Annotated in this window: 13 protein-coding genes; 2 read left to right on the forward strand and 11 right to left on the reverse strand. The window is 40.1% G+C overall.

Features of this window, described 5'->3' with window-relative positions:
- The 7 genes from QQK00_RS05320 to rluC are packed head-to-tail and all read right to left on the reverse strand — an operon-like array spanning position 1 to position 6,518.
- A complete protein-coding gene (locus QQK00_RS05320; RefSeq protein WP_284216440.1) occupies positions 1 to 1,329 on the reverse strand; it encodes a sodium-dependent transporter in 1,329 nt (442 codons plus the stop codon).
- 45 nt (positions 1,330 to 1,374) lie between these two features.
- A complete protein-coding gene (gene prc, locus QQK00_RS05325) occupies positions 1,375 to 3,432 on the reverse strand; it encodes a carboxy terminal-processing peptidase (RefSeq protein ID WP_284216442.1) in 2,058 nt (685 codons plus the stop codon).
- A 13-nt stretch (positions 3,433 to 3,445) separates the two neighbouring features.
- Positions 3,446 to 4,108 carry an RNA chaperone ProQ gene (gene proQ / locus QQK00_RS05330; protein WP_348521139.1) on the reverse strand — a complete coding sequence of 221 codons (663 nt, stop codon included), beginning with the start codon at positions 4,106 to 4,108 and terminating at the stop codon, positions 3,446 to 3,448.
- A gap of 49 nt (positions 4,109 to 4,157) precedes the next feature.
- Complete coding sequence (locus QQK00_RS05335; protein ID WP_284216444.1) at positions 4,158 to 4,418, reverse strand: hypothetical protein; 261 nt, start codon at positions 4,416 to 4,418, stop codon at positions 4,158 to 4,160.
- A 33-nt stretch (positions 4,419 to 4,451) separates the two neighbouring features.
- Positions 4,452 to 4,919, reverse strand: a complete 468-nt coding sequence (locus QQK00_RS05340) for a GAF domain-containing protein (protein ID WP_284216445.1) — start codon at positions 4,917 to 4,919, stop codon at positions 4,452 to 4,454.
- An 8-nt stretch (positions 4,920 to 4,927) separates the two neighbouring features.
- Positions 4,928 to 5,599, reverse strand: coding sequence for an HAD family hydrolase (locus QQK00_RS05345; protein ID WP_284216446.1), 672 nt, complete (start codon positions 5,597 to 5,599; stop codon positions 4,928 to 4,930).
- Entirely contained in the window at positions 5,577 to 6,518 is a 942-nt protein-coding gene (rluC, locus tag QQK00_RS05350) for a 23S rRNA pseudouridine(955/2504/2580) synthase RluC (RefSeq protein ID WP_284216447.1), read from the reverse strand. Before rluC ends, QQK00_RS05345 begins: the two co-directional genes overlap by 23 nt.
- 465 nt (positions 6,519 to 6,983) lie before the next feature.
- Here rluC and rne point away from each other — a divergent pair, with 465 nt between their 5' ends.
- Entirely contained in the window at positions 6,984 to 9,905 is a 2,922-nt protein-coding gene (gene rne / locus QQK00_RS05355) for a ribonuclease E (RefSeq protein ID WP_431307731.1), read from the forward strand.
- Between the two features lie 92 nt (positions 9,906 to 9,997).
- Complete coding sequence (locus QQK00_RS05360; protein ID WP_284216449.1) at positions 9,998 to 10,705, forward strand: SapC family protein; 708 nt, start codon at positions 9,998 to 10,000, stop codon at positions 10,703 to 10,705.
- Positions 10,706 to 10,815: 110 nt separating this feature from the next.
- On the opposite strand, the gene QQK00_RS05365 is transcribed toward QQK00_RS05360, so the two are convergent.
- The 4 genes from QQK00_RS05365 to QQK00_RS05380 all read right to left on the reverse strand — a co-directional run bounded on the left by QQK00_RS05365 (position 10,816) and on the right by QQK00_RS05380 (position 15,965).
- The gene (locus tag QQK00_RS05365) at positions 10,816 to 11,451 is read right to left on the reverse strand and encodes a putative glycoside hydrolase (protein WP_284216450.1); all 636 of its coding nucleotides are present in this window, start codon (positions 11,449 to 11,451) and stop codon (positions 10,816 to 10,818) included.
- Positions 11,452 to 11,503: 52 nt separating this feature from the next.
- Positions 11,504 to 12,214, reverse strand: coding sequence for a SapC family protein (locus tag QQK00_RS05370; protein WP_284216451.1), 711 nt, complete (start codon positions 12,212 to 12,214; stop codon positions 11,504 to 11,506).
- Between the two features lie 12 nt (positions 12,215 to 12,226).
- Positions 12,227 to 13,777, reverse strand: coding sequence for a tryptophan halogenase family protein (locus QQK00_RS05375; RefSeq protein WP_284216452.1), 1,551 nt, complete (start codon positions 13,775 to 13,777; stop codon positions 12,227 to 12,229).
- A gap of 73 nt (positions 13,778 to 13,850) precedes the next feature.
- Complete coding sequence (locus tag QQK00_RS05380; RefSeq protein WP_284216453.1) at positions 13,851 to 15,965, reverse strand: VCBS domain-containing protein; 2,115 nt, start codon at positions 15,963 to 15,965, stop codon at positions 13,851 to 13,853.
- Between the last annotated feature and the right edge of the window lie 50 nt (positions 15,966 to 16,015).

Below are 16,015 nucleotides of genomic sequence, written 5' to 3' on the forward strand. Positions count from 1 at the left end.
TTAAAATACCGAAAAATAGAAGTTGATTGCAATAAAGGCAGGACAGAAAATTTTCACGTACCAAGGCCAAATTTTCCAAAATAACGTTTTATCTGCGTGCTCATCGCCATGTTTCAACTCTTCAAGGATTTCATTTCTATTCCAAATCCATCCCGCAAAGATACAGAGTATTAAGCCGAGTAGTGGCTGACTGTATTCTGTAGTGACGGTGATAACGACACCAAATAAGGCATTAAAATTCAAGACAATGGTAGCACTTGCTGCGAAAACCACCGCGGTAAGAATTAATGTCGCTTTTTTTCTCGCGACGCCTTTGTTATCAACCAAGAATGCCACTGGCACTTCAAGCATAGAAATAGACGACGTTAATGCAGCAATAACCATTAATAGGAAAAACGCGCTGGCAACAATTGTTCCCACGTAACCAATACTATCGAATAGAGACGGGAGTACTTGAAAAATTAAGGTAGGTCCAGAAATCAAGTTACCCCCTTCATCCAATATGCTTACGCCGTTGTGCAAGGCAACATACATTGCTGGAATAATGAGCATGCCAGCAAGAATCGCGACGCCAATATCAACTAAGGCGACAGACGCACCTAACTTAGGTAAGTTTTCTTGTTTCTGAATGTATGAACCATACACCAACATGGTGCCTACGCCGAGTGACATAGAGAAAAAGGCTTGTCCCATTGCATCAAGCATTAAGGTCGGACTAAACACTCTTGAAATATCAGGCACTAGCAACGCCTTCCAGCCATCAATAGCGCCGTCTTGGGTACTGACGTATATGATTAGCGCTATGATCAATAAAAAGAGCGTTGGCATTAGTCTAACTGACCAACGCTCAATACCCGCGCTGACGCCCCCGGTGACGACAACACTGGTAAAGATTAAAAATACAGCCATGAAGACTAAATTGCGAGGAGTTGACGATTCGATTAACCAGGGAACATCCACTGTTAAGATGCTTAAAAATGCATCGACTAAATACGACATCATCCAGCCAGCAACAATTGCATAAAAAGCTAAAATAAGTACAACAGTGATAGCGCCAACACTACCCGTTATCGTACCAAATACGTTGCCGGAGATACTTTTAAGCGCATCAATCATGTTCGCACGTTTAGCACGACCAATGATCAACTCAGCCATCAATACAGGATATGCAAGTAAAAATGCCATACCCAAATACATTAAGATAAAAGCAGCGCCGCCGTTCTCAGCAACCTTTGTGGGAAATCCCCATATATTGCCAAGGCCAACGGCAGATCCTGCAGCGGCTAGGATAAACCCCAACCGCGAAGAGAAATGCCCTCTCGAAGCCATAAAAACCTCTTTATTATTATTGTTATTTTTCCAGAGCGTTTTTAACTATGAGCGTGTATTTAGTGCATAACTACCTGTTTTGATCATATCATTAGTAATATTTACTGCTTCAGTTAAAAATGGGTCTATATCATCTAACTGCTCCGGTAAATCATCGTCTAATGATTCAATCTTAGCTAAGCCCATACGCTCTAGTCGTTCATTTATTCTAGTAAGTCGCTTCGTATCATTTTCCTTGCTTTCAGCTTTTCGTTCTGAGGCAACCAATGAAATAAACTTCTTGTCTTTATTCTTTTTATATTCTTCTATGTCTTTGTATATATATTGAAACTCAGGATCATTCGCAATTCGTGCATTATGCTTCGCTGTTAACACGTCCAACATGTTGTGGCTATTTGTCACGGTTGTATAGTTAGCTCGCTTGATTTTATCCCAAGGTAGCGCATTTTCTTCTTTACTCTCTCCCCACTCTTCAGGGTCAATAGCGGTTGGGTAGAGTATATCTGGTTTCACACCTTTATGTTGCGTACTCCCCCCGCTAATACGATAAAATTTAGCCATCGTATATTGCACCGCGCCGAGTTTGTTTTCGTAAAAATCGTAAATACGACCAAGTGAACGATGCTGCTGAACAGTACCTTTACCAAAGGTTTGCTCGCCAATAATAATCGCGCGATTAAAGTCTTGCATAGCCGCAGCAAAAATCTCACTCGCTGAGGCACTAAAACGGTCTACCAGCACGGTTAGCGGGCCGTCATACATGACAATACCATCACGATCTCTATTAATTTCAATATGACCGTTTTCGCGCCTAATTTGAACAACAGGCCCTTTATCAATGAACAAACCTGAAAGTGCAATTGCTTCGGGCAATGAACCACCACCATTGCCTCGTAAGTCTACAATAATACCTTGCACTTGTTTCGTTTCTAACTCATCAAGTAACTTAATCACATCAGCATGCAAACGGTGATAAAAAGAAGGGATCTCAATCACACCAATCTTCCTGCCATCTTCTTGCTCTATCACATCTGATTTAGCGGCTTTGTCTTCGAGCTTAACCTTGTCTCTGGTAATTGCGATATCGACGACTTTTTTGGTGTCAGTTCCACCTTTTTGTACTTGCAGTTTAACTAAACTACCCTTGGGACCTTTTATCAGTTCAACCACTTCATCTAAGCGCCATCCAACAACGTCGATGTAGACTTCCTCATCATCTTGTGCAACACCCAATATCTTATCTTGAGGCTTAATTTCCCCATTTTTATCTGCAGGGCCGCCAGCAACAACACTTACGACAACCGTATGGTCGTCTTCACTACGCAGCACTGCACCGATGCCTTCAAGTGATAAGTTCATGTCCATTTGGAATCGTTCGGTATTTCTTGGAGACAGATAACTCGTATGTGCTTCAATACTGCGCGCAAATGAATTCATAACAGTCTGGAAAACATCCTCACTGTTCGTTTGACTTAAGCGTCGAATAGCACGTTTGTATCGTTTAGTCAGTAGTTCCTTAGCTTCTTCGATAGTTTTGTCAGCTAACACCAAATTCAAGGCATCATACTTTACACGCTGTCGCCAAATTTCATTTAACTCTTTAACGTTAGACGCCCATTCCGCGTCTTCACGATCATAGTAAAACTTGTCATCAGCTTCACTAAAATCAAATTTCTCGTCCAATAATGACAACGCATACTCTAACCTAGCCTTCCTGCGCTCTAAGTTGAGTTCGTACATCTCGTATGCAATATCCAAATTACCTACTTTTACCGCCTCATCAAACTTTAACTTGTTTTTTTCAAACACGCTGACATCAGACGCTAAAAAGAAATGCTTACTGTTATCTAGGGATTCCAAATATCTCGTAAACATTTTTTCAGACAACGCATCATCAATTTTGACTTTTTTATAATGTGCGCGAGTAAACAATTCTGAGATACGCGTTGCAGCTTTGGCGTGCTGTTCTTCTTGTGCTAAGCTGGGAATTTCAACCGATTCAGAAGCGACTTTCGCAAGCACTTGAGATGATGCAAAAGTCGTTAATCCAAATATCGTGCTTGCTAAAAACAGCTTTGTAGCTGTGAAACGCTGTAATCTCATTAAATTACCTCTATTAATTTTTAACCAGTGTTCTCAATTGCTCATGCTGAACTTTGACTGACATTCCTGAATTAAGTTGCACAAATATACCGTCTTTACCTACTTCAGTAATAACGGCAGGCATTGGCTGTTTACCAACCTTTACAGATACATTGAGACCGGGCTTTAAGTCTTGTTCTTCGATTTTTACTGCTTGTGGTTTTGCAGCACGTTGTTTAAAACTAGTTGTTTTTGCTTTAACTTCTTTATCATTTGTTGACTTGGGTGCCGAAGCATTTGTGCGGCTATGTTTAAATTTAGGGTTTCGTGCTTTGCGTTTATCCGCCTTTTCTTGTTCACGTTTCTCGGCAGCTCGCTTTTTACTTTCTTTTAGTTGTTCTGCAGCGTGCTCAGCATGTTCTGCCTCAACCTTATCACCCGGTTCGCCATTTAAGTTAACTCGCGCATTGCCTTGCTTAACCGCACCTAAATATTTCCAACTACTGGTATAGTGCCTCAAACTCATTCTCAGCAAGCGCTTGCTGACAATCTCAGTTTCTTCAAACTCAGACGCCAAGTCTTTAAATATTCCAATCTTTAATGGCTTAACGTCTCCATTTAAAATAAAACATTTTGGAAATTTTTCGGACAAAAATGTGAGTGTTTCTTTTGTATTTGTTAGCTTTTGCTGTTCCATCAATCGTATCTATAGTAACTTTTAGTCTCGCGTTTATATTTGCATTATTTCAGTTATTCAGCAGATGATCCACCCAATCGACCAAATCATCTGCATCAACATCGGTTAAATTAGCGTCCGTATGCCATTTTTCCCAAACCTCAGCTAGTTTTTCGTTTAACTTATCGCTATCAATATCATCGTCTGCTCTATCATACGTAAGATGCAGGACCATATTAAGGGCGTCGCTAGCATCATCCGGGTCATCATGCCAATCTTCCATGTCTGCGGGTGTGGACAATAATGTATGGATATCAATTACATCTTTCATATATAAGGAAATTTACTCGTTAATTTTTGCTGTTTATGCGATATCGTACAAGGTAGCAATTAAATTGCTGATCGGCAGCAAGCCAGCCGCATCTTGCTGATCAAATCGACCTACTGACGGGCTATCGATATCTAATACGCCAACCAAGCCTGTATTTGTCACTATGGGTAACACGATTTCACTGTTTGACGCAGAGTCACACGCTATATGCCCATCGAAAGTATGCACATCGTATATCACTTGTACTGTTTCAGTTTCTGCCGCAGTGCCACACACGCCCTTGCCCATGGGTATTCTAATGCAAGCAGATTTGCCTTGAAATGGCCCTAACACTAACTGTTCTTCTTTATATAGGTAAAATCCAGCCCAATTTATATCGTCCAAACCATAAAACAATATTGAGCTAATGTTCGCTAAGTTGGCGATGATGTCGTTTTCACCTTGCGTAACGGCTGCAATTTGCTGTAAAAGAGATTCATAAACGACACTTTTATTATCCATACTAATAACTACCTAAGATATTGTTTTATTTCGCTAAAGCAATCAATGATGCCAATAGGCTCGTGCTTTAATAACCTTTCTGCTTTATGTACGCCATACGAAACTGCAAGTCTTGGCATATTTATCGCTTCCGCCATTTGCATATCGTAAACGGTATCACCCACCATTAATACATTTTCTGCATCGACTTGCCATTGATTTAGTAATTGTAACAACATGTCTGGTGATGGTTTAGACAGTGCTTCATCCGCGCATCTGGAGGCATCAAAATAGGATGCCAAATTACACGCGTGCCAAGCCCGCTCTAAACCGCGCCGTGCTTTTCCTGTTGCGACACCAAGTGTGCAATGGTTTTGCAAATCACTCAAAGTTTCAGTGACTGTGTCAAATAGAGGACACGGTATGTGATCTGCCTTAATAAATGCTGTTTTGTAATATAAAGATACCTCTTCCGATTGCTTCACATCTATATCAAATAAACGTTGAATTGCAGGTATCAGGCTAATACCAATGATGTTCTTAACTTCGTTGTCTGCGGGGATTGGCAAATTGGCAGACGCTGCAGCAGACTGCATACAACTCACAATTTTATTTGCTGAGTCCATCAGCGTTCCATCCCAATCAAAGACGATATGGCTAAACTTCATCACCATGTATTTACATCCACTTTGTGACGACATTTTTTAGCTGCTTGTCATAAGGTGCAGTAAATGTAACCTTTTCCTCTGTATGAGGGTGAATAAAACTAATTTGATAAGCATGTAAAAAAAGGCGATTACAATCAAGATCTTTTACAATCAAATCAAAATGCTTGTCTCCATACTTGCTATCATTTGCAATTGGATGGCCTGCGTGTAAACAGTGCACCCGGATTTGATGTGTTCTTCCGGTAATCGGCTTACATTCAACTAGTGACATTCGTTCGTGAGCCCTAAGCACCTTATATAGTGTAAGACTTGTTTTACCCTCGGGGTTAACTTGCACCATTCGCTCTCCGCCTTGCAGCGTATTTTTGAATAGCGGAGCATCTACCTTTTGGGTTGTTTTTGGCCAATACCCTCGCACTAATGCATGGTAAATTTTGTTTACTTGATTGTCTCTCAGCTGCTGATGTAGCGATCTTAAGGCTGAACGTTTCTTCGCAATGAGTAAACAACCAGAGGTATCTCTATCAAGTCGATGTACAAGTTCTAAAAACTCATGCTGTTTTCGAGACGCCCTTAAACCTTCAATAACACCGTAATTAAGTCCACTCCCACCATGTACGGCAATACCGGAGGGTTTATTTAAGACGATGAGCCTATCGTCTTCATACAAAATACTGTCATTCAGTAACTCAACCACTTTATTGGACGGTAATTTTTTTGCATCGTTACTTTCAAGACGGATTGGTGGCACTCTTACTTGGTCGTCAATTTGTAACTTATAGTCTGGTTTTATCCGTTTTTTGTTAACCCTTACCTCACCTTTACGAAGTATGCGGTATACTTTACTTTTAGGCACCCCTTTTAATTTAGTCACTAAAAAGTTATCAATCCGCTGAAATTGATTATCTTCCGTTATGTGTAAAATCTGCACTTGTTGAAATTTTTCAGTCATGAATACTCAAAAGTTGTAAAATAATTCGACATTTGACGTCTTAATCTATATGTGAAAAAAAAATATTGTGATATTATCGCACGGCTTAGGATTGACCTAAATAAATTTTGCTTTTTCAGTACGTTAAATGTAAGAAACGATGAAAGAAGCAAGGCAGGTTAAATGCGGGATGCTACAAACATGCAATCTATAACGCCCTAAGCACAATAGAATTTTTATGACAACTAATGACGAAAGAAGAAAAGAAACCAGATTTATTAGTTGTCTTGGGTTAAAAAAAGACCTAACAGCGAATTTAGTGCAAAAAGCACATTGTATTGAAAATAGAAGTATTTGAATATTAAGCAATAAACAATTGAAATCTAATACATAAACAATGAAAACTAACACAGTCGTGAGACTCTGAAATGAAATTTAATTTGCTGCTAGGTCTGTAATAAAACAGAGTTAGACAATATGAAACGTATGTTAATCAACGCAACTCAGCAAGAAGAGTTACGTGTAGCCCTTGTAGATGGCCAAAAACTCTACGATTTGGATATTGAAAGTCCTGGACACGAACAAAAAAAAGCAAATATTTATAAAGGTATCATTACTCGCGTAGAGCCTAGCTTAGAAGCTGCATTTGTAGATTATGGTGCTGATCGTCATGGTTTCCTACCAATGAAGGAAATCGCTCGCACTTACTTTCCTGATGGTTATCGATTCGAAGGTCGACCCAATATAAAAGAAGTTATCTCAGAGGGTACTGAGGTAATTGTGCAAGTTGATAAAGAAGAGCGTGGACAAAAAGGCGCTGCGTTAACGACCTTCATATCGTTGGCAGGTAGTTATTTAGTGTTGATGCCAAATAACCCTAGAGCTGGTGGTATTTCTAGGCGCATTGAAGGCGAAGAAAGAGCCGAGCTTAAGGCAGCGTTAGACGAGATTGAAGAACCCAAAGGCATGGGATTGATTGTCAGAACTGCCGGTGTAGGAAAATCTGCAGATGAGCTCAAGTGGGACTTGGGTGTCTTAAAACATTATTGGGAAGAAATTTCTAAAGCGGCGGAATCTAGACCTGCACCATTCCTCATTCACCAAGAAAGTAATGTTATTGTCCGTGCTATTCGAGATTATTTACGTCGTGATATTGGCGAAATTCTTATTGATAAAGAGCGCGTGTATGAACAGGCGCTAAAGCATATCGAATTGGTGCGCCCTGACTTTGTCAACAAGGTAAAACTTTACCGCGGCGAAGTCCCGTTATTCTCACATTATCAAATTGAAAGCCAAATTGAGTCGGCGTTTCAAAGAGAAGTGCGCCTCCCTTCTGGTGGTTCCGTCGTTATTGACCCCACCGAAGCACTTACGTCAATTGACATCAACTCCGCTCGTGCAACAAAGGGTGGAGATATTGAAGAAACCGCGCTAAATACGAATTTGGAAGCCGCAGACGAAATTGCACGCCAATTACGTCTTCGCGACTTAGGCGGTTTAGTTGTGATCGATTTTATCGATATGTCTCCTGTTAAACATCAACGAGAAGTTGAAAACCGAATGAAGGACGCTGTTCGCAGCGATAGAGCACGTATTCAATTAGGTAAAATTTCTCGTTTTGGTTTATTAGAAATGAGCCGCCAACGTTTACGACCTTCGTTGGGAGAATCTGCCCACACGGTATGCCCGCGATGTGACGGTCATGGTACGATTCGAGGAATAGAATCCACCGCATTAGCTGTGCTTAGAATTCTTGAAGAAGAAAGTATTAAAGATAATACTGGGCAAATTGAAGCGCAACTACCAATATCTGTAGCAACATACTTGCTAAACGAAAAACGTGCAGCAGTACAAAGTTTAGAAAAACGCCAAGACGTTAATCTACTTATTATTCCCAATCCAAATATAGAAACACCTAAGTTCCAGATAGTTAGACGTCGTACCGCAGACGTATTGACGGAACAAAGTTACAACTTGGAACTTGTACAAGCCAATGAAGAAGTAAGAGAGTCGGCAAACACGCAAGTTGTCAAGCGAGAAGAACCAGCGCTACAAGGCATGACCGCACCAACACAAGCTCCCGTAGTTGTTAAGCAGGAAGAAAAGCAGGCACCAGGCCTTATTAGTAAAGTGCTTGATTGGTTTGGCAGTTTACTTAAAGAAAAAGAAGAAGAAAAGCCAGCACCTAAAGAGCGTCAACAACACCGGAGAAACAACAAAAACAAGCGGAGACAAAACACTCGCGGTAAGCAAAATCGGCACTCACGAAATAATGAAAAAGTTGACGCCAAAGATGGAAGTAAGCCTGAACAACACAATAAGGTGGATAGAAACCAACGACAAGATCGCGCTAACCAAGAACGTGGTAAGCAAGATAAATCATCTTCTGAACAAGATAAACAAAATCAGAACAAAACTCAGCAACGGAAGAAACCTGCGCAAAGACGAAATAGACGTAGCGAACGCCCTAGTGTACGAGTAAAGGATGATGCACAAGTAGCAGTTACGAATACTTCAGATGCTCAGCCAGCTGAAATTCAAGTCGTTGACAATAAGACTGCCCCGAAAGATGCTTCAGTAAACGACACAAGTGTTAAGCAAAAACCGAAAAAGACGCAAACAAAATCGCGCACCAAAAAGGATGCCATTCCTGACGATGCAGCTACGCCAAATGTAACGGAAGCGACATTGAGCGACACGATTGTAGATAATGCATCTACGCAAGGTGCTGCTATACTTGATGGCAATGAAAAGTCGGGCATGCTAACTAGTGAAGTAACAGATGCTTCAAGTGTTGAGCACACAAGTATTAATGACGAAAAATCTACAGGCAGAGTAAGAACAAGACGCACGCCTAGACATGCTAGAGCTGCTGGACAAAAACGCAAACAATCAAAAGATGAAAATGTTACTAGCAATGAGGAAGAACAAAGTGAAAGTGCGCTGAGTGATACTCATGAAATACAAGAAACTTCATCTAATGCGCCGATAGAATCGAAACAAGAAGATGTGCTAGACAAAAACGCGACTAGTAATGCGCAAGCTGAGTTGTCATTTGATGCCGACACATCTGCGACAAAAACAGTGGAGCCTAAGAATGATGATACGCCTATTCAAGCTGAAATTCAGCTTGAGGACGATACAAGTGAAGAACGTGTCGTTACATCTGCAACAATTACTGAAGTAAATGACAATGTAATTGCGGCTAAAACCAGGCAAAGTTGGAAGTTCACGTCTCATCCGACTGCTCGCCCAGAAAACATTGCGATGCCTGATATGGCTGAAAGTCATTCTATTATGCAGGATAGTGACCGTATTCAACTAACCGGTAAATTGACGACCGCAGTTATTGCAAATGCAAAATCTAATGTAAGTGCACCAATCACAAGGCCAACGTCGACTGATTAATGCAATTTAATTCTAACGAATACTAGAAATTTAAGCCCTTGTACTTATGTCCAAGGGCTTTTTATTGTTAACCGCAACTAGAGTAGCAATTAATGGCACAACAAATACTAGATCCGTCTAAACATAAACGTTTAAAAATAAACACCGGTCACGGTGAGACGTTTGGAGAAAACACTCATTTTTTACCCGTTGTAGCAGATGAATTACGCTTTTTATGTATTGAATATCCAATATGCTTTCTAAAAGATAGTCGCACTGGAAAATTTGTATTAAATGCAATTTTGGGCTTCAACAAAGGAGAGAATTTATACTTAGATGGGGATACATGGCGTGCCCAATATATTCCAATGCATATTCAAAGACAACCCTTCTTTATTGGTGGCGTAAAATCTGACAGCGACAAACGAAGTGTTGTAACGCTTGATACAGATCATCCGAGAGTAAACGAGAATGATGGTAACTCCATATTCACTGATGACGGAAAACCGACCGAATATTTAATGCGTATACAAAAGCTGCTTTCTTCTCTAAACCTAGGCACCCAAAAAACTGGAGAGTTTATCGAGGTGTTATTAACACATGGCTTAATTGAACAAATCCGTGTTACGGTAAAAGATGCAGATAACAAAGCGCTTGGGTTTGATGGAATATATTCTATCAGCGAAACTAAACTAAAAACCCTCAGCGATGATGTGATTTTGGAGTTTCAATCCAAAGAGTACTTGCAGGCAATACACCTACTTTTGGTATCAATGGGACATTTTCAAAAATTGGGTCGCTGGCATAAAGAGAAAGTATAAACGCCCTCTTATGCATAAAGTATGAAGTGTTTTACCTAACTTGCGTCATCATATTTGGGCAATCCATATTAATAATGCAAAAAACACTTCAAATGCTTATTATATTTACACTAACACTTAGTGACGGCTTCATCTAAGGTAACAATGCTGATAGATGATATCTCTAGCTCCATCTTTCCTGACGTTTGCAACATGAATGGCGTAGTTACTTTTGAAAAATCAATTTTATTTTGGTCAAAACAAGCCAAAGGAATTGTCACGTTGGACCATTCGCCTTTTGGTAATCGGCTCAATGCGCCTTTTAATTGCACACTATCACGACATTGCCAATCCCAATTACACTCCATTGTTAATTTTACGAAGTCATCTGGTTTACGAAGTACCTTTGTACGCACATTTATTGCCTTTTGTGCATAGTCATCGGCCAAATTTTCATGCCTTTGACGATTAATGACTGTGATCGTTTGTACGTTAGTATCAACGCCTCCCCATTCATTTTTTACACCACGAGGACGCCATTTGAAACGTACGCCCGAAATACCATCGTCGGAAAAAGGCGTTGCAATTAGCGAGCCCTTCGTCGTCTTTTGCTTTTTATCAGTAATCACCTTTTTACCAAAAGATAGGCTTAATTCATAAGGTGATACGGACTTTCCTTCTTCTACAACTGAAATCATTTGTGCTTGAAGTGAAAACCCAAAAACTAATATGCTCGTGCTTAATACTATTTTACTTAATCGGTTCATTATAGATCTCCAATAACTACCTTATTTGTGTGCGTGAATAACGTATAAAACTCTATTCATTACTCCAATTAATCAACTTTTGAATATGTGAACCTGAGCTCATTATCAGGTGGGCAATCTGCAGCAAACCTTCGTTGTGCGCTAGTTGAAGTTCATCACCATGTAGTGCTGCCAAATTGTCCTTATTTATACTATATAGGCCATTTACCACTAACTCTTTGCCTCTAACAGAATCAAATTTAAGGCTAACAGATTCAATTAAATTCAGTTTTGCCATCTTTTGCATGCAGTCTTTGGTATATTCTGCCCCTCCCATAATTTGAGAAAAAGTTTGCTTCACTCTCTCTAAATAAGCAGTTTCGTTACCACTATCATCGAATAACGCTTCCCCTTTTCCTGCTTTTACTTGCTCACTCTGCATATCAATGGCTATACGACCACCTGAAAAATTATCATCTTCTTTCAGCATTGCCTGAAATGGCCTTCTAAGTACGTCTAACGGTAAATAATTTGCGTGCCATTTGTTGTCTCTGATAAACAAGTTTTCACCCGAATGTAGTCCCAATAAGACAACAAGTCCAAATTGCCCTGTATTGGCGTCTTTCCGAAAAAATATTGGATATTCATGACTCAGGTTTGCAATTTCGTTAACGATAATATATGCCGCATTGACTTGGTTTACAGGTATGTTGACTAGCGAAGTATCCACTTTTAAATTTTTATGGCGTACGCTGTCGAGTAGCTCAATTCCATCACTATTCATATAATTCTCTTATTAAATGGTCGATAAACCATATTTATAAATTTTTTCCAAAAGCTCTCTATTACTAGGAAGCATAGCAACAATTTGCTTTCGATTTTTTTTATTTTGTTCAATATAAGACTTAACAAATGACACCGCATGTTCATCTGCAGTAAAGGGCGTTTTCGTACTAAATTTATTACCATACAGCACAAACTGATAACTCATAAAATTGAACAGTTCGCCAATTGGTTCAAAATCATTAGCATCAGGCACTTTGTGTTCCCACAGCTGCATTAATTCTTGTAGGCTTTCAGGAATGGATTCTGGGTTACGATTGTCTTGCCAAAATGGCGTATTGCGATGACTTAACACATAGTGTAATTTTAAAAAGTCTACTGCCCGTTTCCAATGATAACGAAACGTCTTATTAAAACGAGACTCAGCTAAATGCATGAGGGCATTTGTTCTCGGTAATTGTTCCGCTATTTTCATTGCAGATAACTCGACCAATACCAACGCAGACGCTTCTAAAGGCTCTAAAAACCCCGCAGACAAACCAACAGCAACACAATTTTTGTGCCAAAACTTGTCACGGTAGCCAGAAGTAAAATTAATTTCTCTAACGTTTAAGTCCGATGTATCACCACCCGTATTTTTTATATATGCCAATAACGCAGATTTAGCTTGTTCAACAGATGCGTACTTACTAGAGAACACATAACCGACGCCTCTGCGCGTAGGTAAACCAATATCCCAAATCCATCCCGAACTTTGCGCTGTAGACTGCGTATACGACATGATCTCGTTACTTTTGTTTGAGTACGTTACTTGAGTCGCTAACGCGGTGTCAGCAAATAAATGGTCGGATACTGGATTAAATGGGACATTTAAAGCTTTACCAAGCAATAAGGACTTGAAACCTGTGCAGTCAATAAATAAATCGCCGCTGAGGGATTTATTGCCGCTGAGCGTAACTGCTTCAATATTACCCGCCGTATTAATCAAAACATCTTCTACATCTGCCAAAATATGCTTAACACCCAGCTTACTTATACAGTGTTTTTGCAAAAATGCAGAAAATTTTGCTGCATTTAAGTGATAGCCATAGTTCGACTTCGCTTTGTACTCAGGGTCAGTGATGTTTTTGGGTGCCAAGTTTTCTTCACAAATTGCTTCTTGCAACGAAAAATGTCTCGCAAACGATTCGTCTGAATTTTGAGAAAGCCAATACTCAGCAAATGAGCCGTTACTCCCCTGCCTTAGCTCTTCAAATGGGTGGTAGTAAAAACCACCCGACGCTTCTTCGTCCCACTCGACAAATTTAGAACCTTGTTTATAAGAGGCTTCACATTCTCTAAAAAAATCTGTTTCTGATACGCCGATGTCTCGCAACGTAGATGCCATGGTAGGCCATGTACCTTCACCAACACCAATAATTGGAATATTAGGCGATTCGCATAGGGTAATGGTTAACTCATCATGTTTAATTCGTGTGGAAAAACGCGAAGCCAATATACTCGCGGTTAGCCAGCCAGCGGTGCCGCCACCAACAATGACAATAGACTTTATAAAGCTTTCCATTACATCCTCTCTATGGATAAAAACTAGAGAAAAAAAAACCCACACGAAGTGGGTTTTTCACTTCATACAGAATTTATCTGGCGACATCCAACGTTACATTGTCGAAGTTATAATTCAAGCCTGTCGCATCACCTGCAACATTTGAACTAGGCACTTCAATGACTAAGGTAACATCTTCATCTACCCAATTTGGACTGTCAATCTGAGTATTTTCATCTAAGTTTATCATAACAGATACATCTCTTGCCCAGTTACCAAACTCAGTAAAATACGTAGGTAAACTTTGCCCAGAAGCTGTTTTAAGATACGCCGCGTATCTTACATTTCCTTCGGCACCTGCTTCAAAAGAATTGACATTCATACTTAATCGATAACGTCCATCTGCTCGAACAGACTTTCCAATTAGTGGTATCGACACCATAACTGTCGACGCATCAGTACTAACTCTCAATCCATTTGTACCATCAACACCGATACCAGTTAATATTTCTACAGCCCCTTCCTCACTCGTTCCAGGTACCGCTAAAGCATCTTCAAAGGAGCCCATGTCACCAGCAATAACATCGAAATCTTTTGTTGTTTCAATTGTATAGTCGACAAATCGAATATCATCAAAAAAGCTAACGCTATTTGTTTCATCACCTGATGGACCATCCAAAATCGAGAAGACCGCATCATTTATGTCAACAAACTCTGGCAATACACGACCAATTTGACCACTTGGTATGACAGTACCTTCGGCAGTACTAATATTAAAGTAAATTTCTTCCCAAACATCAGTTGTTTCAGTTGAAACGCGCTCACCGCCAGACCACCATGCTCTTCCAGCAGCACTAGATTGGGCATTATAGTGTATATTTGCTGCGGTATTTGTGCGCTTGACCCACAAAGACACGTAATAGCTGCTGTTAGCAGCTAGTGACGGTAGATTGAAAATAAACCCATCCTGACCGCTATCGGTCGAGTCTAAGGCCAAACCAAAGCGACCTGTTCTCGCTGCGTCTTCAGTTACTTCACCTGTACCAAAAAAGTCTGGCAATGCACGTTGAGCTTCAAAGTTATAATCAACATCTAACTCGCCATTTCCATCTCTATCCAAATCAACCAGAAGATTTAAATTCTTGTCAGTTAATGTAACAGTATGAACCACCCTACCATCAGACTGATTACCTTGGTCATCTTCAACATTAAACGCTATTTCAACGATGCCAGTACCGCCATTTCGTGCATGATGAATAAAGGCTGCTGTATCGAAAGACAAGGTAGTATTTTCGACAGAAATTCCGACATCGTAGCCCACGACACCGTCTACCGTTATGCTCGATACTTGTATTTCATTTCCTTCCTCGTCCGAAATACCTTCGAGTAAATCAATTGTTTGTACACCCGAATCTTCTTCAAAGTTACTGCTAGGGAAGTAATTTTCTATATCTGGCGCGCCAGGTAAATCTGATACACCTAAGACACCTATCTCAATATTGCGAGAAACTGTGTTATTACCATCCATAATATCGTAGGTGAAATTAAACTCAGTCAATTGTCCAGATGGTATCAAATCCGCAACGGACGAAACATCCACGACTAACTGATTATTTTCCAAAGAAACAACTAAATCATAAGGATTATTCTCTCCAACCACTAAATTGCCAGTAGTTAAGTCATCGCCATCAGCATCAGTGATATCCTGAAGCGCATCTAATGTAGACTCTTCCAAACTAACATCTTTAATGAAACTACCGGACAACGGACGCCCTTCTGCAATAACTGGCGCAAAATCCTCACCGGTAATATTTATCGTCGCAGTACGAGGCGTACTTAACGTACCGTCAGACACATCAAACGTAAACACCATTGTCTCGGTATCACCAGTATTTAAGGAATCAATTAGCTCAGATGGCCTAAGGAGCAGTTGATTTCCGTCAATATCCACGCCCAACATTGCGTCAATCTCGGCGATAGAAGGCGAAATATTTTCTACAGAAAGAAAATCACCATCTAAATCAACGGCCCCTGCAAGTAAATCAACAAATTGAAATATGTCTTTTTCGCCAACCGTAATATTAATATTGCCATTTACGGTAGGCGCAACGTTATTTTCTTTTACTGGTAAATCGTAGTCATCACCAGAGCAACCGAACAAGAAGCTACTTACAGCAGCCGCAACTAATGTAGTTTTAAAATTTTTCATAATGTCATACCAAATTTGGGATGGAAGAAGCCGTTTGGGCTTCCTCCAAA

It is taken from the genome of Agaribacter marinus, from assembly GCF_030160655.1.
GTDB classification, from domain to species: Bacteria; Pseudomonadota; Gammaproteobacteria; order Enterobacterales; family Alteromonadaceae; genus Glaciecola; species Glaciecola marina.

Coding starts and splice junctions, on each gene's coding strand:
- QQK00_RS05320 (WP_284216440.1), bottom strand. CDS start 1,329: ATGGCTTCGAGAGGGCATTTCTCTTCGCGGTTGGGGTTTATCCTAGCC.
- prc (WP_284216442.1), bottom strand. CDS start 3,432: ATGAGATTACAGCGTTTCACAGCTACAAAGCTGTTTTTAGCAAGCACG.
- proQ (WP_348521139.1), bottom strand. CDS start 4,108: ATGGAACAGCAAAAGCTAACAAATACAAAAGAAACACTCACATTTTTG.
- QQK00_RS05335 (WP_284216444.1), bottom strand. CDS start 4,418: ATGAAAGATGTAATTGATATCCATACATTATTGTCCACACCCGCAGAC.
- QQK00_RS05340 (WP_284216445.1), bottom strand. CDS start 4,919: ATGGATAATAAAAGTGTCGTTTATGAATCTCTTTTACAGCAAATTGCA.
- QQK00_RS05345 (WP_284216446.1), bottom strand. CDS start 5,599: ATGTCGTCACAAAGTGGATGTAAATACATGGTGATGAAGTTTAGCCAT.
- rluC (WP_284216447.1), bottom strand. CDS start 6,518: ATGACTGAAAAATTTCAACAAGTGCAGATTTTACACATAACGGAAGAT.
- rne (WP_431307731.1), top strand. CDS start 6,984: ATGTTAATCAACGCAACTCAGCAAGAAGAGTTACGTGTAGCCCTTGTA.
- QQK00_RS05360 (WP_284216449.1), top strand. CDS start 9,998: ATGGCACAACAAATACTAGATCCGTCTAAACATAAACGTTTAAAAATA.
- QQK00_RS05365 (WP_284216450.1), bottom strand. CDS start 11,451: ATGAACCGATTAAGTAAAATAGTATTAAGCACGAGCATATTAGTTTTT.
- QQK00_RS05370 (WP_284216451.1), bottom strand. CDS start 12,214: ATGAATAGTGATGGAATTGAGCTACTCGACAGCGTACGCCATAAAAAT.
- QQK00_RS05375 (WP_284216452.1), bottom strand. CDS start 13,777: ATGGAAAGCTTTATAAAGTCTATTGTCATTGTTGGTGGCGGCACCGCT.
- QQK00_RS05380 (WP_284216453.1), bottom strand. CDS start 15,965: ATGAAAAATTTTAAAACTACATTAGTTGCGGCTGCTGTAAGTAGCTTC.